The organism is Polaromonas sp. YR568, from assembly GCF_943369415.1.
Lineage (GTDB): Bacteria > Pseudomonadota > Gammaproteobacteria > Burkholderiales > Burkholderiaceae_C > Polaromonas.
This window is the reverse complement of record NZ_CALRNF020000009.1, coordinates 36,830-61,016: the sequence shown is the minus strand read 5'-3', so window position 1 is coordinate 61,016 and position 24,187 is coordinate 36,830. Positions and strand designations below refer to the sequence as shown.

23 protein-coding genes and 1 other RNA gene are annotated in these 24,187 nt (G+C 63.8%); 3 read left to right on the top strand and 21 right to left on the bottom strand.

Annotation, left to right across the window (positions count from 1 at the left end):
- Positions 1-12: 12 nt before the first annotated feature.
- From glnL to ACLV74_RS08105, 8 genes are all read right to left on the bottom strand, one after another.
- Positions 13-1,116 carry a nitrogen regulation protein NR(II) gene (gene glnL, locus ACLV74_RS08140; protein WP_411878874.1) on the bottom strand — a complete coding sequence of 368 codons (1,104 nt, stop codon included), beginning with the start codon at positions 1,114-1,116 and terminating at the stop codon, positions 13-15.
- A 30-nt stretch (positions 1,117-1,146) separates the two neighbouring features.
- Positions 1,147-1,668, bottom strand: a complete 522-nt coding sequence (locus tag ACLV74_RS08135; RefSeq protein WP_411878873.1) for a hypothetical protein — start codon at positions 1,666-1,668, stop codon at positions 1,147-1,149.
- A gap of 175 nt (positions 1,669-1,843) precedes the next feature.
- Positions 1,844-3,259, bottom strand: a complete 1,416-nt coding sequence (glnA, locus tag ACLV74_RS08130) for a type I glutamate--ammonia ligase (RefSeq protein WP_411878872.1) — start codon at positions 3,257-3,259, stop codon at positions 1,844-1,846.
- Between the two features lie 228 nt (positions 3,260-3,487).
- Positions 3,488-4,312, bottom strand: coding sequence for a competence/damage-inducible protein A (locus tag ACLV74_RS08125; protein ID WP_411878871.1), 825 nt, complete (start codon positions 4,310-4,312; stop codon positions 3,488-3,490).
- Between the two features lie 12 nt (positions 4,313-4,324).
- Complete coding sequence (locus ACLV74_RS08120) at positions 4,325-5,254, bottom strand: EI24 domain-containing protein (RefSeq protein ID WP_411878870.1); 930 nt, start codon at positions 5,252-5,254, stop codon at positions 4,325-4,327.
- Between the two features lie 43 nt (positions 5,255-5,297).
- Positions 5,298-6,356, bottom strand: a complete 1,059-nt coding sequence (locus tag ACLV74_RS08115; RefSeq protein WP_411878869.1) for a sterol desaturase family protein — start codon at positions 6,354-6,356, stop codon at positions 5,298-5,300.
- Positions 6,357-6,361: 5 nt separating this feature from the next.
- Positions 6,362-7,219: a polysaccharide deacetylase family protein gene (locus ACLV74_RS08110; protein ID WP_411878868.1), complete on the bottom strand. Its 858-nt coding sequence runs from the start codon at positions 7,217-7,219 to the stop codon at positions 6,362-6,364.
- Positions 7,185-8,150 (bottom strand): YncE family protein, encoded by a 966-nt coding sequence (locus ACLV74_RS08105; RefSeq protein ID WP_411878950.1) that lies wholly within the window; start codon positions 8,148-8,150, stop codon positions 7,185-7,187. The genes ACLV74_RS08110 and ACLV74_RS08105 overlap by 35 nt, the downstream gene beginning before the upstream one ends.
- Before the next feature lie 193 nt (positions 8,151-8,343).
- Between ACLV74_RS08105 and ACLV74_RS08100 the strand changes: the two genes are divergently transcribed.
- Positions 8,344-9,141, top strand: coding sequence for an alpha/beta fold hydrolase (locus tag ACLV74_RS08100; RefSeq protein ID WP_411878867.1), 798 nt, complete (start codon positions 8,344-8,346; stop codon positions 9,139-9,141).
- A gap of 4 nt (positions 9,142-9,145) precedes the next feature.
- Here the strand turns inward: ACLV74_RS08100 and ACLV74_RS08095 are convergent, their stop codons facing one another.
- The 4 genes from ACLV74_RS08095 to ACLV74_RS08080 form a co-directional block, all read right to left on the bottom strand.
- Positions 9,146-9,742, bottom strand: coding sequence for a molybdopterin-dependent oxidoreductase (locus ACLV74_RS08095; protein ID WP_411878949.1), 597 nt, complete (start codon positions 9,740-9,742; stop codon positions 9,146-9,148).
- A 108-nt stretch (positions 9,743-9,850) separates the two neighbouring features.
- Positions 9,851-10,588, bottom strand: coding sequence for a pseudouridine synthase (locus ACLV74_RS08090; RefSeq protein WP_411878948.1), 738 nt, complete (start codon positions 10,586-10,588; stop codon positions 9,851-9,853).
- A 141-nt stretch (positions 10,589-10,729) separates the two neighbouring features.
- Positions 10,730-11,722, bottom strand: a complete 993-nt coding sequence (locus ACLV74_RS08085; protein ID WP_411878866.1) for a Bug family tripartite tricarboxylate transporter substrate binding protein — start codon at positions 11,720-11,722, stop codon at positions 10,730-10,732.
- 93 nt (positions 11,723-11,815) lie between these two features.
- A complete protein-coding gene (locus ACLV74_RS08080) occupies positions 11,816-12,589 on the bottom strand; it encodes an Asp/Glu racemase (RefSeq protein WP_411878865.1) in 774 nt (257 codons plus the stop codon).
- Positions 12,590-12,710: 121 nt separating this feature from the next.
- Between ACLV74_RS08080 and ACLV74_RS08075 the strand changes: the two genes are divergently transcribed.
- A complete protein-coding gene (locus ACLV74_RS08075) occupies positions 12,711-13,649 on the top strand; it encodes a LysR substrate-binding domain-containing protein (RefSeq protein WP_411878864.1) in 939 nt (312 codons plus the stop codon).
- 126 nt (positions 13,650-13,775) lie between these two features.
- On the opposite strand, the gene ACLV74_RS08070 is transcribed toward ACLV74_RS08075, so the two are convergent.
- The 5 genes from ACLV74_RS08070 to ACLV74_RS08050 all read right to left on the bottom strand — a co-directional run bounded on the left by ACLV74_RS08070 (position 13,776) and on the right by ACLV74_RS08050 (position 19,899).
- Positions 13,776-14,486, bottom strand: a complete 711-nt coding sequence (locus ACLV74_RS08070) for an ABC transporter ATP-binding protein (protein ID WP_411878863.1) — start codon at positions 14,484-14,486, stop codon at positions 13,776-13,778.
- 7 nt (positions 14,487-14,493) lie between these two features.
- The gene (locus ACLV74_RS08065) at positions 14,494-16,308 is read right to left on the bottom strand and encodes an ABC transporter permease subunit (RefSeq protein WP_411878862.1); all 1,815 of its coding nucleotides are present in this window, start codon (positions 16,306-16,308) and stop codon (positions 14,494-14,496) included.
- A 1-nt stretch (position 16,309) separates the two neighbouring features.
- Positions 16,310-17,227, bottom strand: a complete 918-nt coding sequence (locus ACLV74_RS08060; RefSeq protein WP_411878861.1) for a branched-chain amino acid ABC transporter permease — start codon at positions 17,225-17,227, stop codon at positions 16,310-16,312.
- Positions 17,228-17,328: 101 nt separating this feature from the next.
- Entirely contained in the window at positions 17,329-18,540 is a 1,212-nt protein-coding gene (locus ACLV74_RS08055) for an ABC transporter substrate-binding protein (protein ID WP_411878860.1), read from the bottom strand.
- Positions 18,541-18,615: 75 nt separating this feature from the next.
- Positions 18,616-19,899: a hydroxymethylglutaryl-CoA reductase, degradative gene (locus ACLV74_RS08050; RefSeq protein ID WP_411878859.1), complete on the bottom strand. Its 1,284-nt coding sequence runs from the start codon at positions 19,897-19,899 to the stop codon at positions 18,616-18,618.
- Positions 19,900-20,106: 207 nt separating this feature from the next.
- Here ACLV74_RS08050 and ACLV74_RS08045 point away from each other — a divergent pair, with 207 nt between their 5' ends.
- A complete protein-coding gene (locus ACLV74_RS08045; protein WP_411878858.1) occupies positions 20,107-21,525 on the top strand; it encodes a PLP-dependent aminotransferase family protein in 1,419 nt (472 codons plus the stop codon).
- Positions 21,526-21,656: 131 nt separating this feature from the next.
- Here the strand turns inward: ACLV74_RS08045 and ssrA are convergent.
- The 4 genes from ssrA to ompA all read right to left on the bottom strand — a co-directional run bounded on the left by ssrA (position 21,657) and on the right by ompA (position 24,166).
- Positions 21,657-22,043, bottom strand: a transfer-messenger RNA (tmRNA) gene (gene ssrA, locus ACLV74_RS08040).
- 12 nt (positions 22,044-22,055) lie between these two features.
- Positions 22,056-22,721, bottom strand: coding sequence for a phosphoglycolate phosphatase (gene gph / locus ACLV74_RS08035; protein WP_411878857.1), 666 nt, complete (start codon positions 22,719-22,721; stop codon positions 22,056-22,058).
- A gap of 35 nt (positions 22,722-22,756) precedes the next feature.
- Entirely contained in the window at positions 22,757-23,464 is a 708-nt protein-coding gene (gene ubiG / locus ACLV74_RS08030; RefSeq protein WP_411878856.1) for a bifunctional 2-polyprenyl-6-hydroxyphenol methylase/3-demethylubiquinol 3-O-methyltransferase UbiG, read from the bottom strand.
- 66 nt (positions 23,465-23,530) lie between these two features.
- Positions 23,531-24,166 carry an outer membrane protein OmpA gene (ompA, locus tag ACLV74_RS08025; protein WP_411878855.1) on the bottom strand — a complete coding sequence of 212 codons (636 nt, stop codon included), beginning with the start codon at positions 24,164-24,166 and terminating at the stop codon, positions 23,531-23,533.
- Positions 24,167-24,187: the final 21 nt, after the last annotated feature.

Here is a 24,187-nt window from a genome sequence, read left to right as displayed (position 1 = left end):
AGGAGACACATTTCAAGGAAGCGGTATGAGCAGCTTGAAATCTGTACGGCCCGGCACACTGTCGCACTCGATCAAACCGTGGTGTTGCTGGACAAAAGTTTGCGCCAATGTCAGCCCCAGCCCCGAACCGCCTTCACGCCCCGAGACCAGGGGATAGAAGATGCGGTCTTTGATGGAGTCCGGCACGCCCGGTCCATTGTCGATAACATGCAATTCCAGTGCCAAGCGATAGCGCTGCTTGCCAAAAGTTACCTGTCTGGCGATTCTTGTCTTGAAAGTGATGTGCGCATCGCCTGCCGCAACGCGTTCGGCCAGCGCCTGCGCGGCGTTGTGCGCGATGTTCAGCACCGCCTGGATGAGCTGCTCGCGGTCGCCGCGGAAATCGGGAATCGAGATGTCGTAATCCCGCGTGACCTTCAGGCCTTTAGGGAACTCCGCCAGGATCAGGGAGCGTACGCGCTCACAAACCTCGTGGATGTTCACGTCGCCCACCAGGTGAGGGCGGCGGTGCGGCGCCAGCAGCCGGTCCACCAGCGTCTGCAGCCGGTCGGCCTCGTGGATGATGACCTGGGTGTATTCCGTCAGGTCCTTGCCGATTTCCATCTGCAGCAACTGCGCCGCGCCGCGAATCCCGCCCAGCGGGTTCTTGATCTCGTGGGCCAGGTTGCGGATCAGCTCCTTGTTGGCCTGTGCCTGGTCGATCAGGCGCTCTTCGCGCTCCTGCTTGGCTTGCTGCTCCAGCGGCAACAACTCCACGATGGCCTCGCCCGGTGTATCGGTTTGCGCCACCACCACGTGAACCGGCATGGGTTCGTGGTTCAGGCGCCTGAGCCAGGCGTCATAGCGCAAAGCCGCGAACTCGTTGCTGCCCGCACCTTCCAGCGCATTTTGCAGGATCAGCGGTTCGGTGAAACAGTCAGGAAGCTGCGAGCCTTCGATGGTTCGCCGCGAGGTGCCCAGCGCATCTTCAAGCGCGGCATTGGCGAACACCACGGTGCCGTTGGTGCGGACGACCGCGACCAGTGTGGCCAGCAAGTCGAAGGCCTGGAAGCGGGGGAGCCCCGAAACAGGGGCGGAGGAAAGGGTGCGTAAGAAGGGCTTGTTCAAGCCGTCCATTTTCACCCAGAAGCCGGCATGCCGCGGCGCTTAATTGGCGGCGGGAGCCGAGGGAAGCCGGGAAATCTCGCGCTTGAGGCCGGCGATATCGCTCTGGTTGCGGGCGATGTTGTCCTTGAGTTCGGCCACACGGTCAAGGTAACGCTGGTAATTGCGGCCTTCGATGCCCTGCTTGTCGGGCTCGCCGTTGTTGAACTCTTTTTCCTGTTCGGCCAGTTTGGCCTCCGCCTTCCTCAACTCGGCTTCCAGGATGGCGCGCGAATCGCTGTCGCGGGCACGCTGCTCGGGGCTGCCGTCGGTGCGAGGCCCGCCTGAGCCGGCTGCGGCCGCCACGCGAACCGCAGGCTTGGGTGTGGGCGTGCTCTGGACCACCGTCACGTTGCCTCCCGAAACCAGCTTGCAGCTGCGCGTCTGCGCCTCTTTGGCGTTATTGATGTATTCGGGCGCAGCGCCCCCGGTGCCGGCGCAACGGAAAACCTGCTGCGCCCACGCGGCATTTCCCGCGCCGGCCAGCAGCAGGGAAAAGGCAGAAAGCAAAAAGGTGTTTTTCATAGGAAACTTCCGGTGCCGGTAAGGGCTGGGATGGTCTATCAGTATGCGGCAAAGGATCAAAAACACAAAGCCAGCACACCCACAACAGCAGGGGCAATAAAAAAGGACGGCAGTTGCCGTCCTTTTTTGGCCACAAACTGTAAAAAACAGTAAGCGGTGAGCTTTCGCCCCCTGATTACAGGGAGTAGTACATCTCGAATTCGATGGGGTGGGTCGCCTGGCGCAGGCGGGTCACTTCACCCATCTTCAGTTCAATGTAGGCGTCGATCATGCTGTCGGTGAACACACCGCCCTTGGTCAGGAAGCTGCGGCCCACGTCGAGGGCGTCCAGCGCCTGGTCCAGGCTGTGGCACACGGTCGGCACTTTGGCATCTTCCTCGGGCGGCAGATGGTACAGGTCCTTGGTGGCGGCTTCGCCGGGGTGGATCTTGTTTTCCACGCCGTCCAGGCCGGCCATCATCAGGGCCGAGAAACCCAGGTAAGGGTTCATCAGCGGATCCGGGAAACGCGCTTCGATACGGCGGCCCTTGGGGTTGGCGACGTAAGGGATGCGGATGGAGGCCGAACGGTTTTTGGCCGAGTAAGCCAGCTTGACCGGGGCTTCGTAACCAGGAACCAGGCGCTTGTAGCTGTTGGTGCCGGGGTTGGTGATGGCGTTCAGGGCACGGGCGTGCTTGATGATGCCGCCGATGTAGTACAGCGCGAAATCGGACAGGCCCGCGTAGCCGTCGCCGGCGAACAGGTTCTTGCCGTCTTTCCAGATGGACTGGTGAACGTGCATGCCGGAGCCGTTGTCGCCGACGATGGGCTTGGGCATGAAGGTCGCGGTCTTGCCGTAGGCGTTGGCCACGTTCTGCACTACGTATTTCAGGATCTGCGTCCAGTCGGCGCGCTGGACCAGCGTGCTGAACTTGGTGCCGATTTCATTCTGGCCGGCGCCGGCGACTTCATGGTGGAACACTTCGACCGGGATGCCCAGGGATTCGAGGATCAGGGACATTTCGGCGCGCATGTCCTGCGTGCTGTCGACGGGAGGAACGGGGAAGTAGCCGCCCTTGACGGTCGGGCGGTGGCCGCGGTTGCCGCCTTCGAGCTTGGCGCCCGAATTCCACGGGGCTTCGTACTCTTCGATCTTGAAGAAGGTGCCCGACATGTCGGTGTTCCAGCGCACGTCGTCAAAAATGAAGAATTCGGGTTCAGGGCCGAAATAAGCGGTATCGCCCAGGCCGGAGGCCTTGAGGTAGGCTTCGGCGCGCTGCGCGATGGAGCGCGGGTCGCGGTCATAGGCCTTGCCGTCGGCGGGCTCGAGCACGTCGCAGCTCATGAACAGCGTCGTTTCTTCGAAGAAAGGATCGATGTTGGCCGTCTTGGGGTCAGGCATCAGCTGCATGTCGGAGGCTTCAATGCCCTTCCAGCCGGCAACCGAGGAGCCGTCGAACGCATGGCCCGACGTGAATTTGTCTTCGTCAAAGTGGGACACGGGCACGGTCACGTGCTGTTCTTTGCCCCGGGTGTCGGTGAAACGGAAGTCGACGAACTTGACTTCGTTTTCCTTGACCATTTTCATGACGTCTGCGACGGTCTTTGCCATCAAAATCTCCTGTGCTGGATGGGTGGTTGAAAAATTATCTTCAGGCTTGTCGAATGCACTTTTTGTGCCAAAGCCGATGGCGGCTCAGATTCCTGCCAAGCCACGGATTGTGCCGCCATCTGGCGGTACTTCCAGCTGTGGGCAGTGCTGAAAAGAGAAAAAACACCCGGCGGTAACGATTGCACCATAAAAGGGCGTCACCAAAATGCACCGATACAGTGCAAAACATCAGCGCACCAATTCGGGGCCGAATTTGAGGTCGAACTCGCGCAGGCCCGCCAGCATGGCCGGATAGGCCAGACTCACCGCCTCCGGCGCCCCTTTGACGCCAAGCTCAATATGGCGGCCGTATTCCGGGTGGTCCACACTGGGCAGGCTGAAAACCTTGACGCCGGCGTGCGCCGCCTCAATGGCGAGCATGAGGGGCGTGAGCATGGCTTCCATGGACCCAAAAATGATCACCGACTTTTCGACGTTGGGCGACTTTTGGTGCAAATGGGCGTAGTGCGTGTCCAGCGCCCACTCAATCATCGGCCAGGCCATCACGGGGAAGCCGGGCACGAAGTGAACCGCGCCCTGCCCCGCGCGGCAGGTGAAGCCGGGAATCTTGTTGTACGGGTTCGGGATGATCTCGGCGCCGACCGGAAACACGCCCATGTTCAGGCGGTGGATGTTGTCGTCCCGGTCTGGCTCATAGGGCTTGCCCTGCTCTTTGGCCATGTCGGCCATACGCTCCAGGATCAGGGTTTTCGCCGTGGGGTGCAAAGCCAGCTCAACGCCCAGCGCCTTGGCCGCGCATTGCCGGGTGTGGTCGTCCGGTGTGGCGCCTATGCCGCCGCAGGAGAACACCACGTCGCCGCTCTCACGGGCCGCCGCGAAGGCGCGCGCCAGCGTGGCCGTGATGCGCGCCGGGTCGTCGCCCACGTAATCGGCATAGGCCAGTTGCAGGCCGCGCGCGCCCAGCAGTTCAATGGTTTTGGGCAGGTGCTTGTCGGCACGTTTGCCCGAGAGGATTTCGTCGCCGACGATGATGAGGCCGAAGTGGGGGGTCATATTTTTAGAGGCTCAAGGCAGGGGTAAATCGGGCTTGCCGCCCAGCGAGCCGAAGCTGGGCGCGGGCCCCGGCAAGGCTTCGGGGGCCAGTTCGGTCGCCATCGATGTAACGGCGGCCTGCGCCAGCGGATCAGGGGCCAGCGCATTGTTCTTCTTGCGCAACTGCTCCAGCGCGGCCAGCGTGTAGTGGGCAAACCAGAGCGAGGAGAAAGCAAACACCAGGGTGTAGATCCAGATGGCCACCGGCACCAGGATGGGCGCCATGGCCACGAACATCGCGCCGGAGGCCCAGATCAGGCTGGGCGCGGCGCCCAGGTAGCCGCTGAGCACGCCGATGGCCAGCAAGGGCGCGCGGTGCTCCTTGAAAATCTGCCGGCGCTCTTCGCTGCTCGCGTGGTCGACCAGCGCGTCGTAAGACATGACGCGATAGGTGAGCCAGCCCCAGATCAGCGGCGGCAGCACCAGGATCAAGGGCGGAATCAGCCAAAGGGGAATCGACACCACCAGCGCGACCACCGCCAGCAAGGTAGAGCCCAGCGACCAGAACAGGCTGGCCATCATCGAGCCGCCCAGTTTGCGTTCGAGTTGCGGAAAGCGCCGCTCGCCCACCAGCGACACCATGGCCGGCGTCATGAGCATCGCCACAAACAGCATGGAAACGATCACGATCACGGGAATGGCCAGGAAGAGCAGCAGCGCGGGCGCCAGCACCAGGCGAAGGCCACCCAGGCCAAGCGCTTCGAGCCAGCGCACGAGGGTGTTGACGAGCTCGTAGTTGCCGACCTGCGAGCGAATGGCCTCGACCGCGTCGCTCCAGAAAAAGTAGCCCAGCCCGAGCGAGATCGCCACCATGATGACCAGGGGCAGCACCGACAGCGCAATGACCCGCGGGTGCAGGCAGTACATCGCGGCGCGCCAGAAGGCGTCTAAAAGTTTGCTCATAAAAGCAAGGATACCCCGACTAGGCGTCAGGGCGATTGCAGGCTCAGGCTTTGCCGAACAGGCGCTTGAGGCCAACCCACTGCTGCGACCAGAAGCCTTTGCCGTAATCACGGTTGGCTTCGACCTGGTCGCGGATGCCGGTTGGGTCATAGCGCTGCTCAAAATTCGCGGTGCCGAACAGCACGTCCCACCAGGGCAGCAGCACGCCGAAGTTGTGCCCGCCGAGCCTGACGGCCCCCACGCTTTTCACTTCGTGTAATACGCTGCCCCCCGGGGGGGCTAATTTTCCTTGGGGCGGCCCGGCGGAAAATTGTCCGTCCTGCCCCGGCTTCACCTTGACGGGCGTCTCATGCCCAATACCAATGCTGTGGTGCAGCCGGTGAAAGCGCGGGCTTACCCAAAGGCGCTCGCCGATGCGGCCGAACCACAGGCGGACGTTGGCATGCTGGAAACTTTCGCTGAGCTGGGTGAAGGCGACGATGGCGATGAACTGGCCGGGCGGCACGCCGATCAACTGGGCCACCACAACCACGATGATGTCGACCAGGATGTCGTCGAGCAGGTGGTTGCGGTTGTCGCTCCACATCGTCATCTGGCGCTGCGCGTGGTGCAGCGAATGCAGGCGCCACCACCATTCGATCTGGTGCTGGCCGCGGTGCGTCCAGTAGGCAACAAAGTCGAACACCACCAGGTAGATCAGGAAGCTGACCAGCGCGTTGTCGGTCACGCCGGGCCAGAGCTGGTCGAGGTGGAATGTGCCGTAGCCGGCGGTGCGCAGCGCGCCGAAGGCTTCGTCGAACCATGGCTCCAGCGTGAAAAAGAGGGCAATGCGAAACAGGCCCAGCCGGTGGATCAGCGTGTAAAGCACGTCGGTGCGTATGGTGGCGCGGTCAGTCACCGGTTCCACGGGTCGCCAACGCTGCAGCGGACCGATGATGGCCAGCAAAATCACGATCTGGATGACGCCCGCCATGAACCAGGCGGTGGCGTCATAGGCGTCTTCCAGCAGGTTGCCCATGCCCAGCGCGAACATGACCGGCTGCACGGCCGCCTCGAACAGCCATTGCTGCGCCGTTGAAAAAATATCGCTGAGCCAGTCCATGCCGCTTATTTTGCAGGCTTGGCCGGCGCCGGGCCAGGCTGCGCCTCAATCCAGTCCTTGTACTGGGGATGCTCGCGCAGGGTCTTGAAGCAAAAGCCGCGCGACTGCAGGCCGGCGATCAGCGGCTCCAGCACCTTGGGCGCCCACGGGTCCTTGCGCGACCAGATGCCCAGGTGCGCCAGCAGGATGTCGCCGGAACGCACGTCGCGCAGTGCTTTCTTGAGCAGGAAGTCGTTGGGGTATTTCTCGCTGGCCAGCTCGTCACCCAGAAAGCCGGCGGGCGACCAGCCCACATGCTCATAGCCGCAGGCCTTGGCGGCCGCCAGCAACGCGGGCGAGGTCTTGCCGCCCGGCGCCCTGAAGAGCGGCAGCGTCTTTTTGCCGGTAATGGCTTCCAGGCGCTTGCTGGATTTGCTGATTTCCTCGCAATACTGCGCGGCCGTCCAGTTCAGGTCCTTGCCCTCCGAGGGGCCCGCGGAAGGCCGCATCCTGAACTGGGGCGCATCGCCGGCCGCGGCCGGCAGGTCGGCGCGCCAGTACACGTGGTCCCAGGTGTGCGACGCAAACTCATGGCCCTCCGCGGCCCGCGCCTTCCACCAGGGCGCCCAATGGGTACCCAGGCTGCCGTCGCCGGCCTGCGTGCGCTCGTTGGCGGCGAAGAACGTGACCTTGACCTGGTATTTGTTCAGCACCTCGGCCATCAGGGGCGCAACGGCCATGTGGCCGGTGTCCAGTGTCAGGTAGACGGGTTTGCACGGCGCCGCGGCCAGGGCCGGCTGCAGGCAGGCAAGCGCCGCAACAACGGCAAGCGCAGCCGCCCGGGCTGGCCTACCTTGGGGAATGGTCCAACGTCCAGACGCCATGGGGGCTCTTTCCAACATTGACCTGGCGCACCACCTTGCGGCTGGCCACGTCGATCACCGTGAGCTTGCGCGCCCAGCGCGAAGTCACCAGTATCTGCTTGCCGTCGCGGCTCACGTCTATGCAGTCGGGGCCGCCCGGCGCGGGATAGTGGTCTACCACCTCCAGGGTTTGCAGGTCTATGCGGCTGATGGTGTTGGCCACGCGGTTGCTGACCAGCACGTGGCGCTTGTCGCCGAAAGCGCGGAAAGCGTGGGCGCCGGCGCCTGTCTTGATGACCTTGGTGCGCTGGGGCTGGGCGCCGCTCACGTCATAGACCTCGACGGCGTCGCCGCCCGTCAGGCCCACCAGCAGGAACTTGTCGTCGGCGGTGCCGTAGACGTCGGCCGGGATGGAGCCGGTCTTGGTGCGCCATTTGATGGACTGGGTGCCCAGGTCGATGGCGATCAGCTCGTCGCTGTCCTGCATGGTGGAGTAGATCGTCGTGCTTTTGCTGTCTATCCACAGATGGCTGGGCGTCTTGCCGGTGGCCACGCGTTTGGCCAGCGTGATGTCCTTGCCGTCCCATTTGTAGATGTCGATGTGGTTCAGGCGGTTGGCGGCCGTGACGAACCATTTCATGTCGGGCGAAAAGCGCAGCTGGTAAGGGTCGATGATGCCGCGTATCGTGCGCTGCACTTCGGCGGTTTTCGGGTCTATGAAGGTCAGCGAGTCCGACAGCGCGTTGGCCACAATCACCGATTTTTCGTCGGGCGTGAGGTAAAGGTGGTGCGGCTGCTTGCCGGTGGCGATGCGCTTGGTCTCGGTCCAGGTGGCCGGATTGATCACGCTGACGCTGTCCTCCAGCGAGTTGAGCACAAAGACGGGCGTGGTGATGCCGGAAACCGAAGCCGAAGGCGCCGCCGCGGTCTGGGCAGAAGCCGGGAAACTCATCAAGGCGGCAAAGGCACACAGCCAGGAGGCTGCAAAGCGGGCGGAAACATTCACAAAAACGGTCTTTCTACGGGCAATGGACTAGTGTAGCGGCGCGAAGTTGCCGCAAAACCACCAAGGGCAGGCAAATACCCCCCCTTAGCCTCCTAATGCGCGGAATACCCGATTCGTTTACATCCCTTACGATCCAACGATGAATTCAACGGCGACGGCAAAGACGGTGGAGATTGGCGGGGTAGCCCTCGAAATCAGGCGCATTGCCAGGCCGGACGCCCCGGCCCCCATCGTTTTCCTGCACGAAGGCCTGGGTTCGGTCGCCCTGTGGACGCAGCGCGGCCTGGACTGGCCGCAGGCCGTCTGCGCCGCGACAGGCCGGGCCGGCGTGGTGTATTCGCGGCGCGGCTACGGCCAGTCGGCGCCCGTGCCCGACGTGCGCGGCGCCGGCCGGCTGCCGCCGGATTACATGCACCGCGAGGCCTGGGAGGTGCTGCCCGCGCTACTGCAGGCCCTGGAAATCAGTCAACCGGTATTGGTGGGCCATTCCGACGGGGCTACCATCGCCCTGCTCCACGCCAGCCGCCATCCCGTATCGGCCTGCATCGCGATGGCGCCGCACGTGCTGGTGGAAGACATTGCCGTGCAGGCCATCACCGAAGCCAGGGCGGCCTATGAGTCGGGCGGCCTGCGCGAGCGGCTGGCGCGTTACCACGCCGAGGTCGACGTGGCTTTCTGGCAATGGAACGATGTCTGGCTGTCCGAGGCTTTTCGCCGCTTCGACATCCGCGAGGAATGCCGCCGCATCACCGCGCCGCTGCTCCTCATCCAGGGCCTGGACGACGAATACGGCACCCTGCGCCAGCTCGACGAGATCGCGTTGGCCGCGCCCCATGCCCGGCAACTGCGGCTGGCTGCCTGCGGGCACTCCCCGCACCGCGACCAGCCCGGCCAGACCGTGGAGGCGATCGCCGACTTCCTGAAGGCGGCGGACTGAACCTTCAGGCTTCCTTGACCTCGATGTGATAGGTCGCCCACGGGCACCAGGCAAAACGCGCAGGCAGCGGCTTGGCCGCCATGTCGGGGAAACGGTCCGCGTCATACACGGCCCAGAGCGGGCCCAGCCCGCCCAAGGACAGCGGCTGGCCGTCCATGTGGGTGGCGACGATAAAGCGGTATTTGGCAATCTCGGCGGCCGTCACCTGGGCGGCATAGCCATCCACCGCGCGCAGGAACACCGTGGTCTTGTCGGTCATCTTCACGCCGCCGGCCTTCAGCACGTCGGCCAGCAGGGGGCCCTTGAGCGTGTGCGGCTTGCTGTCGTATTCCAGCGTGGGCTTGATGGTGACGGCCGGCAGCGCGGCCAGCGCGGCAAAGTCAAAAGCCTGCGCCTTGTCGAACTTGATCTTCTGTTTGGCCATCATCCGGTCCAGCAACGGGTCCAGCGCGCCGCGGTTGCCCGCCCCTATCAGGCCGCTGACGGTCAGCAGGGTCGGCCCCTTTTGCGCCTTGGGCGCGTTCTGCGCAAGTGCTGCGGACGGCAGGTTGACGGCCCCCAGCGCGGCGGCGCCCAGAAAGAATTGACGGCGTTTGTTCATGGTCATGAATCAGCTCCTCAGAGTGGTGTGTGTATTCCCAGGCCGCCAGCCTAACCACCTCTTGCGCGCGGGCGACTCAGGTCTTCCCCGGGTTTCAGGCCTTCTGCTTCAGGTTTTCGCCGAAATGCTGGCCATGTCTTCCAGCGTCAGCCAGCGCCATTCGCCGGGTTTCAAGTCAGCCGGCAAGCCCAGCGAGCCTATGCGCGAGCGGTGCAGGCCGCCCACCTCTTCGACCCGGTTGCCCACGGCGGCGATCATGCGCTTGACCTGGTGGTATTTGCCTTCGGTCAGCGTCAGGCTCAACCGGTTTTCACCGGTCTTTTCGCAGGCCGCGGCCCGCACCGGCTTGGGGTCGTCGTCCAGCACCACACCCGCCAGCAATTTGGCCACCTGCTGGTCGTCCACCGGGTGCTTGGCGAGCACTTCGTAGACCTTGGGCACATGGTGCTTGGGTGAGCTCATGCGGTGGATGAACTTGCCGTCGTCCGACAGCAGCAGCAAGCCCGTCGTGTCCTGGTCCAGCCGCCCCACCGCCTGCACCCCCGCCGCCGCCCCGCCGCCGCGCTGGCGAATCGGCGCCGGCAGCAGCGTATAGATGCTCGGGTAGGTGCTGGGTTTTTGCGAGCACTCATAACCCGCCGGCTTGTGCAGCATCAAATAGGCTTTTTCATGGTACTCCCAGGCCACGCCCTGCACCGTGAAGCGCAGGCCTTCGATAGCCTCGAATTCGGCGGCCGGGTCGGTGCAAGGCACACCGTCCACGGCCACGTGGCCCTGTTGAACCAGCCCCGCACACACACGCCGTGTGCCGAAGCCTTGGGAGAAGAGGATTTCCTGAAGTTGCATGCTTGACATGGGCGTATTGTCGCCGGGCAGCCAGGGGGGGCCGGCAGACATGGTCCGACGCCATCGGGATGCAAACCGCGAGCGCACAGAAAAAAGCCCAACCGGCAAGGGTTGGGCTGTGGTGGGTTGGCCGACTGAAACCTATTCAGCCTTGATGCCTGCCGTCTTGATGGTCTTGGCCCAGAATTCGGTGTCTTTTTTGACCAGGGCGTCCAGCGCGGCGGGCGGCTGGTAGCGCAGCTCAACGCCGGCGCCGTCGGCACGGGTTTTGGTCTCCGGCAACTCCAGGGCGGCCTTGATCTGGCTGCTGAGTTTGGTCACGACGTCGGCAGGCGTTCCCGCGGGGGCGAAGATGCCGACCCAGGCCTCGAGCTCAAAACCTTTCAAACCCGCCTCGGCCGTGGTGGGCACCCCGGGCAGGCCGGGGTGGCGGGCTTTGCCAGCAACGGCCAGGCCCTTGAGCTTGCCCATCTGCACCTGGCCCATCACCGAAGGCGGCGTGGTGATGAAGACCTGCACCTGACCGGAGAGCACGTCCTGCAGCGCCGGGCCGGAGCCGCGGTAGGGGATGTGCACCATGCTGGTCTGGGTCTGCAGCTTGAACATTTCAGTGCCGATATGCGAGAGCGAGCCGTTGCCCTGGCTGGCGTAGCTGAGCTTGCCGGGGTTGGCCTTGAGGTATTTGATGAACTCGGCCAGGTTGTTCACCGGGATCGACGGGTGCACGGCAATCACGTTGGTGGCCACCGTGATCAGCGCGACCGGCACGAAGTCCTTTTGCGCCCACGGCAGCTTGGGGGTGAGGTTGGGGTTGCCGACGTGGTAGGCCGAGTAGGAGTTGAGCAGCGTGTAGCCGTCGGGGTTGGCGCGCGCCACGTACTGGTAGGCCACGTTGCCGCTGCCGCCGCCGCGGTTGTCGACGATGACGGGCTGGCTGGTGACCTTGGCCAGCGAGTCCGACAGGATGCGGGCCGAAGCGTCGACAAAGCCGCCCGGCGGGTTGGGCACCACCAGCGTGACCGGCTTGCTGGGATAGGCCTGGGCCATCGCGGCGCCGGTGACGAGGCCTGCGAGCAGCGCGGCACCGGTGCCGGCAAGCAGGCGGCGAAAGGATGTCGGGGAAAAAGCGTTCATGGTTCAGCCTCCTTGTTGTGATGAGTGGTATCGATTGATATCGATGAATGGTGATGAATGGTGAATGACTAACGGCCGGTCACTCACAAAAGATTAATAGCGGCCCGACAGCAGCGTACCCGCGCCGGGTACACGCCGCTCCAGCCCCAGGCTTTTGAGCAGCGCGTAGGTGGTGCACACGGCGCTGGACACCACCGGCAGGCCGCTGGCCGCCTCGATCAACGGCACCGAGGCCAGCGAAGGCATCTGCACACAGGCCGAGGCGACGATGGCGTCGGCACCCTTGACGTTGAGCTGCTTCCACAGTTCGGCGGGCGCCTTGGGATCGCGCGCGCCCACGGCGAGGTTGTCGTGGATTTCCAGCGAAATGCTGTCGATCACTTCGATGCCTTCGTTCTCGATGTAGTCGACCACCATGCGCGTCAGTGGTTTCATATAAGGCGCGATGATGGCCACGCGCTTGGCCCCCAGGGCCTGCAGGCCTTCGACGAGGGCGCCGGCGCTGGTGATGACAGGCGCGGGCAGGCCGTTGGCCACGGTGACTTCGTGCAAGCGGCGCTGCGACTCGCGGTGGTAGCCCCTGCCCATGCTCATGATGGCGACCAGGCAGGCGTAACCCATGACGTCCATGCGCGCATCCGACAGCTCCAGCGCGCAGCGGTCGGAATCACGGTCCATCGCCGCCAACTCCTCTTTGGTCACCGACTTCATGCGCATGCGGCTGGAATGAAAGGTGAAGCGCTCGGGCAAAACCTGTTCGCGCGCGCGCAGCATGGCCGGGATTTCCGTCTCCATGGTGGTGTTGGAGCTGGGCACGATCAGCCCGATCCGGTAGTTTTTTGGCGTCTGGCCTTCAGCGGCTTGCATGCATGTCTCCTGGTGGCGGGTTCAAGCCCCCGATTCTTTGCCGCCTGATCCATACAAACAAATACATAATCAGGATAGACCCATACCAAAACCAGATAGATCCTCTCCTGAAGGGCCACACGTGGAACTGCGCCAGATCCGTTATTTCACCGCGCTCGCCGACGAACTCAGCTTTACCCGCGCGGCAAAGCGTTTGCATGTGTCGCAGCCGCCCCTGAGTTTCCAGATCGCCAGCCTGGAAGCCGAGCTGGGCGCGCGGCTGTTTGAGCGCACCAGCCGCAGCGTGGTGCTCAGCGAAGCCGGCAAAGCCTTTTTGCCCCATGCGCAAGCGGTGCTGGCACGGCTGGAAGAAGCGCGCAGCCACGTGACACGCGTGGCCAGCGGCCTGCAGGGACGGGTGCAAGTCGGGCTGGCGGGCTCGCATTTTTTGGGGCCGTTTCCCAAGTTCATCCAGCAATTTCGTTTGCAGCGGCCTGCCGTCGAGGTCGTGCTGCATGAGATGAAACCGTCCGACCATTTGCAGGCCCTGCGCGACGGGCGCCTGGACCTGAGCGTCTCGCGCAACCCGCTCAGCGACACGCAGGTCAGCGCCGCCCTGCTGTGGCGCGACCCCGTCGTGGTGGCCCTGCCGCCCGGCCACAGGCTGGCCAGCCGCCGCCGGCTCAGCCTGGCCGATTTGCGCGACGAGGACTTTGTGTTTTTGCGGCTGGACTCCTCGCCTTTTGCTGCACGCCTGTTCGAAGCCTGCCTGTGGGCGGGTTTTGCGCCGCGCATCGCGCAACAGGTGGTCGAGGTGCCGGCGGCGCTGAACCTGGTGGCCGCCGGCCTGGGGGTGGCGCTGGTGCCCGCGTCGATGGCGCAACTGAGGTCCGATGCCGTGGGCATTTGCCGGCTCGGCCCCACGTCACAGCCCGATGCCAAAGAATCGCGAACCCGCCGGACAAAAGCGCCGGATATCAATGGGGACGTGTATGTGCTCTGGCGCACCGACCACGTCGCGCCGGCCGTGGCGGAGTTCACCAGGCTGCTGGTGGAGTGGGCTGGCGGCCTTTCACCTTAAGCGGGCGCCGGGCCGGTGAATGCGACAAAAACAGGCAGCCCCGGCAAACCCAGCGCCGGCGCGGCCTTGGCGTCCTGTTCACAAACTTATCCACAACGTAGCCCACAGTATCCCGGGACAACTGGCTCAGTGTTTCCCCAGATAGGCTTCGCGAACCGCGGGATCGTCCAGCATGGCGCGTGCGCCGCCCGATGAGGTGATCTCGCCGGTCTTGAGCACATAGGCGCGATCAGCGACTTTGAGCGCCTGGTTGGCCATCTGCTCCACCAGCAGAATCGTCACACCGCTTTGCTTGAGCGCGCGGATCACGGCAAAGATTTCCTTGACGATGAGCGGCGCCAGGCCCAACGAAGGTTCATCAAGCAGCAGCAGGCGCGGCCGCGCCATCAAGGCACGTGCAATCGCCAGCATCTGCTGCTCGCCGCCGCTCAGCGTGCCGGCCAGTTGATGCTGCCGCTCACGCAGGCGCGGGAAGGTGGTGAACTGCGTCTCGACATCAAGGGCTATCGACGGGTCGGAAGCCTTGCGCAGGTAAGCGCCCAGCAGCAGGTTGTCGCGCACGCTCTGGTCGGCGAACACCTGCCGGCCTTCGGGCGACTGCGAAATGCCCAGCGCTACGCGGTGGTGCGCCGGCATGCGGGTGATGTCGCGACCTTCAAACGCGATGCCGCCCGCAAAGGCGGGCTCCAGGCCGGAGATGGCTTTCATCAGCGTGCTTTTACCGGCGCCGTTGCCGCCTATGATGGTGACGACTTCGCCGATCTTCACTTCCAGGCTCACGCCCCGGAGGGCTTCAATCGCGCCGTAACGCACGGCCAGGTTATTGATCTTCAGCATGGTGGGCTCAGGCAGGCTGCAGGTTGGCGGTGGATGGCAGAAGGTCGCCGTCATCATCGTCCTCCACGCCAAGGTAGGCGGCAATCACGCGTGGATTGCCTTGCACGGCGGCGGGAGTTCCCTCGGCGATTTTGGCGCCGTAGTCCAGCACCAGCACGTGGTCTGACACCTCCATCACGAGGTCCATGTGGTGCTCGATCAGCAGCACCGTCATGCCTTTGTCCCGGATGCGGCCTATGAGGCGGGTCAGGTCCTGCGTTTCCTGCGGGTTCAATCCGGCCGCCGGTTCGTCCAGCAGCAAGAGACGCGGATGGGTGGCCAGGGCGCGCGCCAGTTCAAGCCGGCGCTGCAGGCCGTACGGCAGGCTGCCGGCCTCGTCGCCGGCGCGTGCCAGCAGGCCGACGAACTCCAGCAGGCGCACTGCCTCGCTGCGCGCCCAGGCTTCTTCACGCCGCGCCGCGGGCAGGCCCAGCAGGCTGGCCCAGAAGCCCACCTTCAGGTGCGGGTGCAGGCCCGACAGCACGTTGTCGAGCACGCTCATGTGCGGGAAGAGCCTGAGGTTCTGGAAGGTGCGCCCTACACCGAGCGCGCAGACGGCGCTCGGGCCGGTGCGGGTGATGTCTGCGCCGCAAAACTCGATGCGCCCGCTGTCCGCCGGAATCACGCCCGACAGGATGTTGAGCAGCGTGGTCTTTCCCGCGCCGTTGGGGCCTATCAGCGCATGCACGTGGCCGGGCCGCAATTCAAAACTGACATCGTTGGTGGGAACCACGCCCCCATAGGCCTTGCATAAACCCTGGGCGCGCAGCATGACGCCGGCTTCGTCGCGCGCGGACGCGAACTTCGGCTGCCATTCGCCCTGCGGGGGCGCCGGCGGTAAGGCCGCGGAATGCCGGGGCCAGAGCTTGCGCACCGCTTTCGACAGCGCGCCCGCCAGCCCTTGCGGCATGGCGTACAGCGCAAACAGCAGCAGAGCGCCGTAAGTGAAATGCTGCAGGTGCGGCCAGCGCGCGAGGAAAGCATCCAGCAGCGTCAGCACCACCGCACCGAGCACCGGGCCGTACCAGGACGGCCCGCCGAACAGCACGATGAGCAGCAGGAAGATCGACAGGTTGAAGGTGATGAAGTCGGAGTTGATGTACTGGTTCTGCTGCGCCAGCAAGGCGCCGGCCAGCCCGCAGGTGACGGCGCTGATGACAAAAGCCAGCACCTTCATGCGGTAGACATTGATGCCCACACTTTCAGCCGCGACCTCGGCGGCCTGCACGGCCTGGAACGCGCGGCCGTACTTGCCGGACAGCAGCGTGCGCAGCAGCAGGTGGGCGGAAAAAGCAAACGCCAGCACCAGCCAGGCCCATTCACGCGTGCCCAGCATGTGGCCGGCAAAACTGGGCGGCACCACACCGTAAATTCCCTGCTGGCCACCGAAGACGTCCTGCCATTCGGTGACGATTTTTTCGACCACGATGCCGAAGCCTATGGTCACCATGGCCAGCGACGGGCCCTTGACGCGCAGCGAGGGCAAGGCGATCAATACACCAAACAAGCCGGCAGCCACCCCGGAGGCCGCCAGCGCCAGCCAGGGGTTCCAGCCGCCCTTTGTGGTCAGCAATGCGACGGTATAAGCACCGGCCGCGAACAGCCCGGCATGGCCCAGCGACTTTTGCCCGCTCCAGCCGACCAGCACGTTGAGGCCGCAGGCGGCCAGGTAATACAGGCCGGCCGTGAAGATGATCTTGAGGTAGAACTCGTTGGTGAGCAAAGCCGGCACCGCCGCGGCCAGCACGGCGGCGATCACCAGTCCGATGGAGTGCGGTTTCACGTCAGACTTTCTCGAACGGTTTTTGGCCGAACAGGCCTTCAGGCTTGATCACCAGCACCAGGATGATGAGCGCAAAGATCGTGATCTCGCGCATCTCCGCGCGCCACAAACCCACCAGCGCCTCGACGCAACCGAGCAGAAAGCCGCCCGCGATGCAGCCGCGCGGGCTGGTCAAACCGCCGACGATGGCGGCTGAAAAAGCCTTGAGCGCAATCGACAGGCCCATGAACACCGAGGCCGTGGTGATGGGTGCAATCAGCAGCCCCGCCAGCCCGGCCAGGCCTGAGGACACCACAAAGGCCAGCACCACGATGGCCGCCACGTTGATGCCCATCAATGCCGCCGCCTGCCGGTTGGCGGCCACAGCGCGCACCGCCTTGCCGATGCGGGTGCGGCGCAGCACGTGGTCCAGCGCAAGCATGACAACGGCCGTGACCACCAGCACCAATATCTCCTGCGGCCTGATCCCCGCCCCGCCAATGCGAATCACCGACTCGCCGAGCGGCGAAGGCATGCTCATGGACCCAGGCCCCCAGATCGCCAGTGCGGTGTTCTGCAGGATGATGCCGAAGCCTATGGTGCTCATCACCCACGACATGCCGGCCGACCCGAAGAAAGGCCGCACCGCCGTGAAATAAAGAATGACGCCCAGCACCCCCAGCACGACCAGCGACACCAGCAAGGCCACGCCGTAATTCAGCAGGCTCACGTCGGCGCTGGTCAGCACGCCGGTCTGGCTCTTGCCGGAAATCAAAAGCAGCGTGCCGACCGCGACCAGCGACCCGGCCACCAGGAATTCGCCCTGGCCGAAATTCAGCGTTTTGGTGGTGGTGTGCGTGATGCTGAAGCCCAGCGCGACAAGGGCGTAAATGCCGCCAAGCGCCAGTCCGCTGAGCAGTGCCTGCAGCAAGTTGATCATCCGGTATGTCTCCTGTGGCAACGCCGCCGGCCTGGCGAAGTTGCCTGATTGTGCCGCCGCGGCAAGCCTGGCTGCCGCGGCTTGACGGCTGGAAAACCCGCTTACTTCTTCAGGTCCGCGGGCGTCATGGCCTTGGTGATGGCGTCACTGTATGCCGTGACCTTGCCGTCTTTCCAGCGCGCCAGGTTGAAGTCGGACACGGACAGCGCGTCATGCTCGGTCTTGCTGAAGGGCTTTTTGTAGAGCTTGATGATGCCTTGCGTGTCGGGCACGCCGGCGTCCAGCGTGGCGGCGACTTTGGCGCCGTCCGTCGTGCCGGCCTGCTTGATGGCGGCGGCCAGCAGCATCATCGAATCGTAAGACTGCGCGGCGGCCACGAAGGTCGGCATTTGCGGGTAGCGCTCGCGCACGCGGGCGGCCAGGGCCACCGCACGCGGATTGCTGTCTTCGGCGGTGGAGGTCGCGAAGATGATGTGCTCGGAGAGCTTCTTGCCGGCGATGTTGAGCAGCGGCGTGCTCATATTGCCCCAGGTTCCCAGCGTGGTCGGGAAATAATTGATCTTCTCCATGCTGCGCAGCAGTTGCGCATTGGCGTCGGCCAGCCCGTAGACGATGACGGTGTCGGCACCCGAATCGCGGATCTTGGCGAGCTGCGAGGTCATGTCGGTGTCCTTGGGGCCGAACTTCTCCACCGCGACCGGTTGCTGGCCATGCATGGCGAGCACTTCGGTCAAGTCCTTCACGCCCTGCTGGCCGAAACCGGTGGAGTCGGCGATGAAGGCGATCTTTTTGTTCCTGGTGGCTTTGACGGCGTAGGCCAGCAGCAGCGCCACCTGCTCGCGGTCCACCATGGAGATGCGGTAGATGTAGTTTTGCGACTCGTTGGCATATCGGCGCGTGATGTCGGTAGCCGTGGCCACCGGAACGATCACCGGAATTTTCTTTTGCTGCGGCAGGTGCAGCCAAGCCAGTGCGTTGCCCGAATTGGCGGGGCCGAGGACGGCAACCACTTTTTCGCTGTCGATGAGCTCGGTCATGTTCTGGATGGACTTGGGCGGCGCGCCGGTGTCGTCGCGGATCACGCCCACCAGCTTGCGGCCCAGCACGCCGCCGGCCTTGTTGATGTCTTCGATGGCCAGGTCAAAGCCGTGGCGCGCGGCAATGCCGAGTTCGGCCACGGCCGTGCCGGACTGGTCGGCGTTGAAGCCGACCTTGATGTCCTGCGCGTGCGCCGGAGCGGCCAGCGCATAGGCGGCCGTGAGGGCCGCGGCCAGCACGGAAAGGGTCCTGGACTGAATCCACTGCTTGAACATGATGCTTGTCTCCTGATTTGATTATTGATGCAAGGGGAAGCGGGACGGAAAACAAAAAAGCAAAAAAACCGCGGTCTAAGCCCTGATCTCTGCGAGCAGCTGCAGGGCGCGGTCGGTGCGGACATCCTTTTCGCCGGCCATGCGGCTGGCGATTTTGTCGACTTCATCGCCGGTGGCGCCGGCGACCAGGGCAATGTTGCGGGCGTGCAGTGCCATGTGGCCGCGCTGTATGCCCTCGGTGGCCAGCGCGCGCAACGCGCCCATGTTCTGCGCCAGGCCCACAGCGACGGCGATCTCGGCAAGCTCCTGGGCCGACCGCACCTTCATGATCTTCAGCGAGAGCTGCGCCAGCGGATGCGTTTTGGTCGCGCCGCCGACCAGGCCCACCGGCATCGGCATTTCAATCGTGCCGACCAGTGCGCCGCTGCGGTCTTTTTCCCAGGTGGTGAGCGAGGTGTATTGGCCGCTGCGGCAGGCCCAGGCATGGGCGCCGGCTTCCACCGCGCGCCAGTCGTTGCCGGTGGCGACGATGACGGGGTCGATGCCGTTCATGATGCCCTTGTTGTGCGTGGCGGCGCGGTAGGGGTCGATGGCGGCGAAGGTGTAGGCATCGAGGATGCCTTCAATCACCTCGGCGCCTGGGCGCTCAGGAGTCGTCAGCGCTTCGGGCGTGACGCGCAGGCGGGCGCGGGCCAGGCGCAGATCGGCCAGGTTGGAGAGGATGCGCAGGCGGACCGTGCCGCCGGTGATTTTTTCCACCAGCGGTGAGACGGATTCGGCCATGGTGTTGACGGTGTTGGCGCCCATCGCGTCGCGCACGTCCACAATCAAATGCATCACTACCATTGGCCCGCGCGCGGTGTCGGGGAAGACGTGCACCTCGATGTCCTTGCAGCCGCCGCCGAGGCCGATGAGCACCTTGTCGCGGCTGTTGGCGACCTCAAGGATTTCAGCCCGGCGCTTAAGCAAGCCCTGGCGCGCGCCATAGGGGTCGGTACAGCCCAGCACCTGGACCTGCGCGCGCATGAGCGGCTCGCTGCTCGACGTTTCAAAGCCGCCGCATTCCCGCACCAGTTTGGCCATGAAGGAGGCCGCGGCCACGACCGACGGCTCTTCGACCACCATGGGCACCAGCACGTCCTTGCCGTTGACCGTGAAATTGCCGGCCACGCCAAAGGGCAACTCGAAGGTGCCGATGACGTTTTCAATCATGCCGTTGGCGCGGTCCACGCCCAGCGCGCCGGGCTGGGCCAGCAAGGCCGCATCGGCTTCGGTCAGGCCGGCGGCGCGCACGAGATGCGCGAGCCGCCCGGTGGGGCTCAGGGCGCGAAAGTTGGGGAGGCGGGAATCAACGGTCATGTCTCTTTTTTCCTGGTGTCACGGCATTGCCCGCAAAAATCGGGCTCGGGGAAGCAGTACGGTCAGGACACTGTAGGTAATCTGTACCATCAGATAAAGGTACAGTTTGGCGGGACAGCGGCCTCTAACGGCGCCGGACAGGCGCCGGCGGCGATAGTGGCGTCGGGACCCATTCATCACGATCCAACACGATTGCTCACAGCGTCCATGCCCAGAACCCAATCACCACCGCAGCCCACCACCATTGCCGCCACACTGGCCGCGTCGCTGGAAAGGCAGATCGCGGAAGGCGCTTTCAAGGCCGGCGAAAAGCTGCCGTCGCTGCGCGAGCTGGCCGAGCTGCACGGCTACGCAAAAAACACCGTGGTGGCGGCCTTTGAACTGCTGGTGGCACGCGGCATCGTCGAGCCGCGGCGGGGTTCGGGCTATTACGTGCTGGGCGCCGCGGCGCCCAAGCCGGCGGAAGAAGAAGCCGGCTCGCTGGGCCGGGCGATGGACATCGTCTGGCTGATGCGCGAACAGCTCAAGTGGGAGGCCGACCAGCTCAGCGTGGGCGACGGTTTTCCGCCTGTGGAATGGCTGGCCGGCGCGCGGCTGGACAAGTTTCACCACAAGGTCGTGCGCACCGGGCTGGGCGCCCTCTTCCGCTACGGCAGCCGCTTCGGCTATGAACCGCTGCGCCACCACCTGGTGCGCAAGCTGGCCGACCTGGGCATAGGCGCAGAAGCGCGGCAGATCGTGCTGACGCACGGCGCCAACGAGGCCATGGACATCGTCATCCGCTACTTTGTGCCGCCAGGCGGCACGGTGCTGGCGGACGACCCGGGCTATTACCCGCTGTTCGGCAAACTCAAGCTGGCGAGCGCCCGCATCGTCGGCGTGCCGCGCCTGGCCGACGGGCCCGACCTCGAGGCGCTGGAACAGTTGCTCATCACGCACCGGCCGCGGCTGTTCTTCACGCAGTCGGTGGGCCACAACCCGACGGGGTCGGACATCAGCGCCGCCAAGGCGTTTCGTGTTCTGCAGCTGGCCGAAAAATATGACTTGCTGCTGGTTGAAAACGACCCGTTGGCCGATTTCAAGCCCATGTCCATGCCGCGGCTGTCGGCGCTCGACCAGCTCAACCGCACGATTTACATCGGCAGTTTCTCCAAGTCTTTCTCCGCCGCGCTGCGGGTGGGTTTCATCGCCTGCGGCGCCGACCTGGCCAGCGACCTGGCCGACCTGAAGGCGCTGATCCACGTCAGCAGTTCGGAATATTGCGAGCGCACGGTAGATGTCATCCTGAGCGAAGGCCATTACCAGCGCCACCTGGCGCGCTTGCGCGACCGCATCACCGAAGCCACCGCCAAGGCGGTCCGCCTGTTCGAGGGTGTGGGCGGCGAAATTTTCGCCAAGCCGCCGCAGACACTTTATTTGTGGGCCGCGCTGCCGGGCGTGCCGGATTCATTGAAGCTGGCGCAGGAGATGCTCAGCGAGAAAATCGTTTCAGCCCCGGGCAAGGTGTTCTGCGTGGACTCGTCGCAACGCTCTAAGTGGTCGCGCTTCAACGTGGGAGCGGTCGCAGACCCACGTTTTGCAAAAGCACTGCGAGTGGTCCTGCGCAGGCTGGATGAAACCGGATGAGCATTCGCCCGCATGCGGCGCGCGTTCGGGCATGGAGTGCGGTCCCGGCAAGCTGTCCATGCGTGAAATAGCGATGCGCCAAAAGAAAAAGGCCGCTTGCTGAATTCAGCAAGCGGCCTTGGTCGTGATGGTGGTGGAGCTGGGGGGATTTGAACCCCCGTCCGCAAGCCTTGTTCGGGCAGATCTACATGTTTAGCGGTCTGATTTGAGTCTCGCCACCTGTGTCGCGCAGTCGCACGCTACACAGGACGCCAGCACCCTATTTTCTTGCCCCGGGTTAAGGTACCCAGCCCGGAGCCAGCCGATGAAATTATCTTTACAGCCGGGAGCGTTTAACTTGCGCTAAACACCCCTTGCCCAGCCCATCGGCCTGCTGTTGTAAAGCTCACTGGCAATTAAGCAGCGAGTGCGAAACGTTCGTCGTTTGCAGTTAGTTTGTTTGAATCTGTTTTACGAGCGCACTCAGCTCGACATGCACCACACCGCGTCCGAACCCACGTCGAAACCAATGCAGCCCCAGGAGGACTAGTTTACGCCATTCGCAGCAAATTCAAGAGCGCGCCGGGCGCGGCGATGGTTGCATCGGCTTTCCAGCCCCCGGTATCGGCGGTTTTACCCAGATAACCGTAAGCGGCAGCTACCGTCGGCATGCCCGCGGCGCGGCCCGCAACGATGTCGCGCTCGTCGTCGCCGACGTAAATGCAGCGATTCGGCGCCACGTCAAGCTGGCGTGCCGCCTCAAGCAAGGGTGCCGGATGCGGCTTGGAATGCGGGGTGGTGTCGCCGCTGATGATGGTCTGGGCCGTGTCGAACAGCGGCATGGCCTTGGTCAGTGGCAGGGTGAAACGGGCAGATTTGTTGGTGACCACACCCCATTTAAAGCCGGCCCGGCCAATTTGGCCGATCAATTCAGCCACTCCGTCGAACACCGTCGTGTGTTCAGTCATGCGCGACTCGTAATTGCGAAAGAATTCTTCCTTGAGTTCAGCGAAGCGGGCATCGTCCGGCGTCAGGCCGAAGGCCACAGCGATCATGCCGCGCGCGCCGGCACCCGCCATGGGACGATAAAGCGCCAAAGGAAGCGATTCCAGCCCCCGGTCGGTGCGCATTTTGTCGGCTGCGGCGCCCAGGTCGGGCGCACTGTCTATCAGGGTGCCGTCCAGGTCGAACAGCACGGCCGCTACATCTTTGAACATGTCAGGGTTATGAATTAGGTTGAATTCGCCGGAATTCAGCTTTTTTGGGTGGCCAGCAGGTAGTTGACGCTGGTATCGGCACTGAGCCAGTAATGGCGTGTCAGCGGGTTGTATTCCATGCCGCGGGTCTGCTGCAGCGACAGGCCGGAAGCCCGGCAGTAACCGGCCAATTCGCTGGGTTTGACCAGTTTGGCGTACTCGTGGGTACCGCGGGGCAACATGTTCAGCACGTATTCCGCGCCCACGATGGCAAACAGAAAAGCCTTGGCGTTGCGGTTGATGGTGGAGAAAAACACATATCCACCGGGTTTGACCAGCGCCGCGCAGGCTTTGACGATGGAAGAGGGATCGGGCACGTGTTCGAGCATTTCCATACAAGTGACGACGTCAAAGCTGCCCGGCTGCTCGGCCGCCAGCGCTTCGGCGCTGATTTCCCGGTACTGCACGCCTTCTGTCTGGGCCTCCAGCGCATGGAGTTGGGCGACTTTCAGGGCTTTGGTGGCCAGATCTATGCCCAAAACGTCGGCGCCCTTGCGGGCCATCGAGTCCGCCAGGATGCCGCCGCCGCAGCCCACGTCCAGAACGCGCTGCCCTCTGAGGGGAATCTGGCCGTCAATCCAGCCCAGGCGCAGGGGGTTGATCTGGTGCAGGGGACGGAATTCGCTCTCGGTGTCCCACCAGCGGTGGGCCAGGTCGGAGAATTTGGCGAGCTCGGCAGGATCAAAGTTATCGCTTGTAGACATGGGTCATTATCGTTGAGGCATAAAAAAACCGCGCCTGAGCGCGGTTTTTGAAGTGATTCCGAAGAATTACTTGGTGGCGCGGGTACCGACCACTTCGATTTCCACGCGACGGTTCTTGGCGCGGCCTTCAGCGGTCTTGTTGTCAGCAACTGGCTGTTTCTCGCCCTTGCCTTCAGTGTAGACGCGGTTTTTCTCGATGCCCTTGGACACGAGATATGCCTTGACAGCTTCCGAACGGCGGACCGACAGCTTCTGGTTGTAAGCATCGCTACCAACGGAGTCGGTGTGACCCACGGCGATAATGACTTCCAGGTTGATGTCCTTGATCTTGCCGACCAGGTCATCCAGCTTGGCTTTGCCTTCTGGCTTCAGCACGGACTTGTCAAAGTCAAAGAACGCGTCAGCAGCGTAGGTGACTTTCGATGCCGTCACTTGAGGCTGAGGAGCCGCAGGAGCAACTGCCGCAGGGGCAGCAGGAGTAGCGGCAGGAGCAGGAGCCATCGCAGGGGCAATTGCGCCGTCGCAACCAGGCGCTGCAGTAGCAGGCGTCCAGTTGGCATCACGCCAGCACAGTTCGTTGGTGCCGTTTTTCCAGACCAGTTCGTTGTTGCCGTTTTTCCAGTTGTCGATAGTTTGTGCACCAGCGGCGGTAACAAGCGCTGCGGAAGCAAACAACATTGCCACTTTGTTGAGTTTCTTCATGGTTCTCCTCTAGAGAAAAGC

Excerpts from the sequence above, each read along its gene's own strand:
- glnL (WP_411878874.1), bottom strand. The coding sequence starts at position 1,116 with ATGGACGGCTTGAACAAGCCCTTCTTACGCACCCTTTCCTCCGCCCCT.
- ACLV74_RS08135 (WP_411878873.1), bottom strand. The coding sequence starts at position 1,668 with ATGAAAAACACCTTTTTGCTTTCTGCCTTTTCCCTGCTGCTGGCCGGC.
- glnA (WP_411878872.1), bottom strand. The coding sequence starts at position 3,259 with ATGGCAAAGACCGTCGCAGACGTCATGAAAATGGTCAAGGAAAACGAA.
- ACLV74_RS08125 (WP_411878871.1), bottom strand. The coding sequence starts at position 4,312 with ATGACCCCCCACTTCGGCCTCATCATCGTCGGCGACGAAATCCTCTCG.
- ACLV74_RS08120 (WP_411878870.1), bottom strand. The coding sequence starts at position 5,254 with ATGAGCAAACTTTTAGACGCCTTCTGGCGCGCCGCGATGTACTGCCTG.
- ACLV74_RS08115 (WP_411878869.1), bottom strand. The coding sequence starts at position 6,356 with ATGGACTGGCTCAGCGATATTTTTTCAACGGCGCAGCAATGGCTGTTC.
- ACLV74_RS08110 (WP_411878868.1), bottom strand. The coding sequence starts at position 7,219 with ATGGCGTCTGGACGTTGGACCATTCCCCAAGGTAGGCCAGCCCGGGCG.
- ACLV74_RS08105 (WP_411878950.1), bottom strand. The coding sequence starts at position 8,150 with ATGAGTTTCCCGGCTTCTGCCCAGACCGCGGCGGCGCCTTCGGCTTCG.
- ACLV74_RS08100 (WP_411878867.1), top strand. The coding sequence starts at position 8,344 with ATGAATTCAACGGCGACGGCAAAGACGGTGGAGATTGGCGGGGTAGCC.
- ACLV74_RS08095 (WP_411878949.1), bottom strand. The coding sequence starts at position 9,742 with ATGAACAAACGCCGTCAATTCTTTCTGGGCGCCGCCGCGCTGGGGGCC.
- ACLV74_RS08090 (WP_411878948.1), bottom strand. The coding sequence starts at position 10,588 with ATGCAACTTCAGGAAATCCTCTTCTCCCAAGGCTTCGGCACACGGCGT.
- ACLV74_RS08085 (WP_411878866.1), bottom strand. The coding sequence starts at position 11,722 with ATGAACGCTTTTTCCCCGACATCCTTTCGCCGCCTGCTTGCCGGCACC.
- ACLV74_RS08080 (WP_411878865.1), bottom strand. The coding sequence starts at position 12,589 with ATGCAAGCCGCTGAAGGCCAGACGCCAAAAAACTACCGGATCGGGCTG.
- ACLV74_RS08070 (WP_411878863.1), bottom strand. The coding sequence starts at position 14,486 with ATGCTGAAGATCAATAACCTGGCCGTGCGTTACGGCGCGATTGAAGCC.
- ACLV74_RS08060 (WP_411878861.1), bottom strand. The coding sequence starts at position 17,227 with ATGATCAACTTGCTGCAGGCACTGCTCAGCGGACTGGCGCTTGGCGGC.
- ACLV74_RS08055 (WP_411878860.1), bottom strand. The coding sequence starts at position 18,540 with ATGTTCAAGCAGTGGATTCAGTCCAGGACCCTTTCCGTGCTGGCCGCG.
- ACLV74_RS08050 (WP_411878859.1), bottom strand. The coding sequence starts at position 19,899 with ATGACCGTTGATTCCCGCCTCCCCAACTTTCGCGCCCTGAGCCCCACC.
- ACLV74_RS08045 (WP_411878858.1), top strand. The coding sequence starts at position 20,107 with ATGCCCAGAACCCAATCACCACCGCAGCCCACCACCATTGCCGCCACA.
- gph (WP_411878857.1), bottom strand. The coding sequence starts at position 22,721 with ATGTTCAAAGATGTAGCGGCCGTGCTGTTCGACCTGGACGGCACCCTG.
- ubiG (WP_411878856.1), bottom strand. The coding sequence starts at position 23,464 with ATGTCTACAAGCGATAACTTTGATCCTGCCGAGCTCGCCAAATTCTCC.
- ompA (WP_411878855.1), bottom strand. The coding sequence starts at position 24,166 with ATGAAGAAACTCAACAAAGTGGCAATGTTGTTTGCTTCCGCAGCGCTT.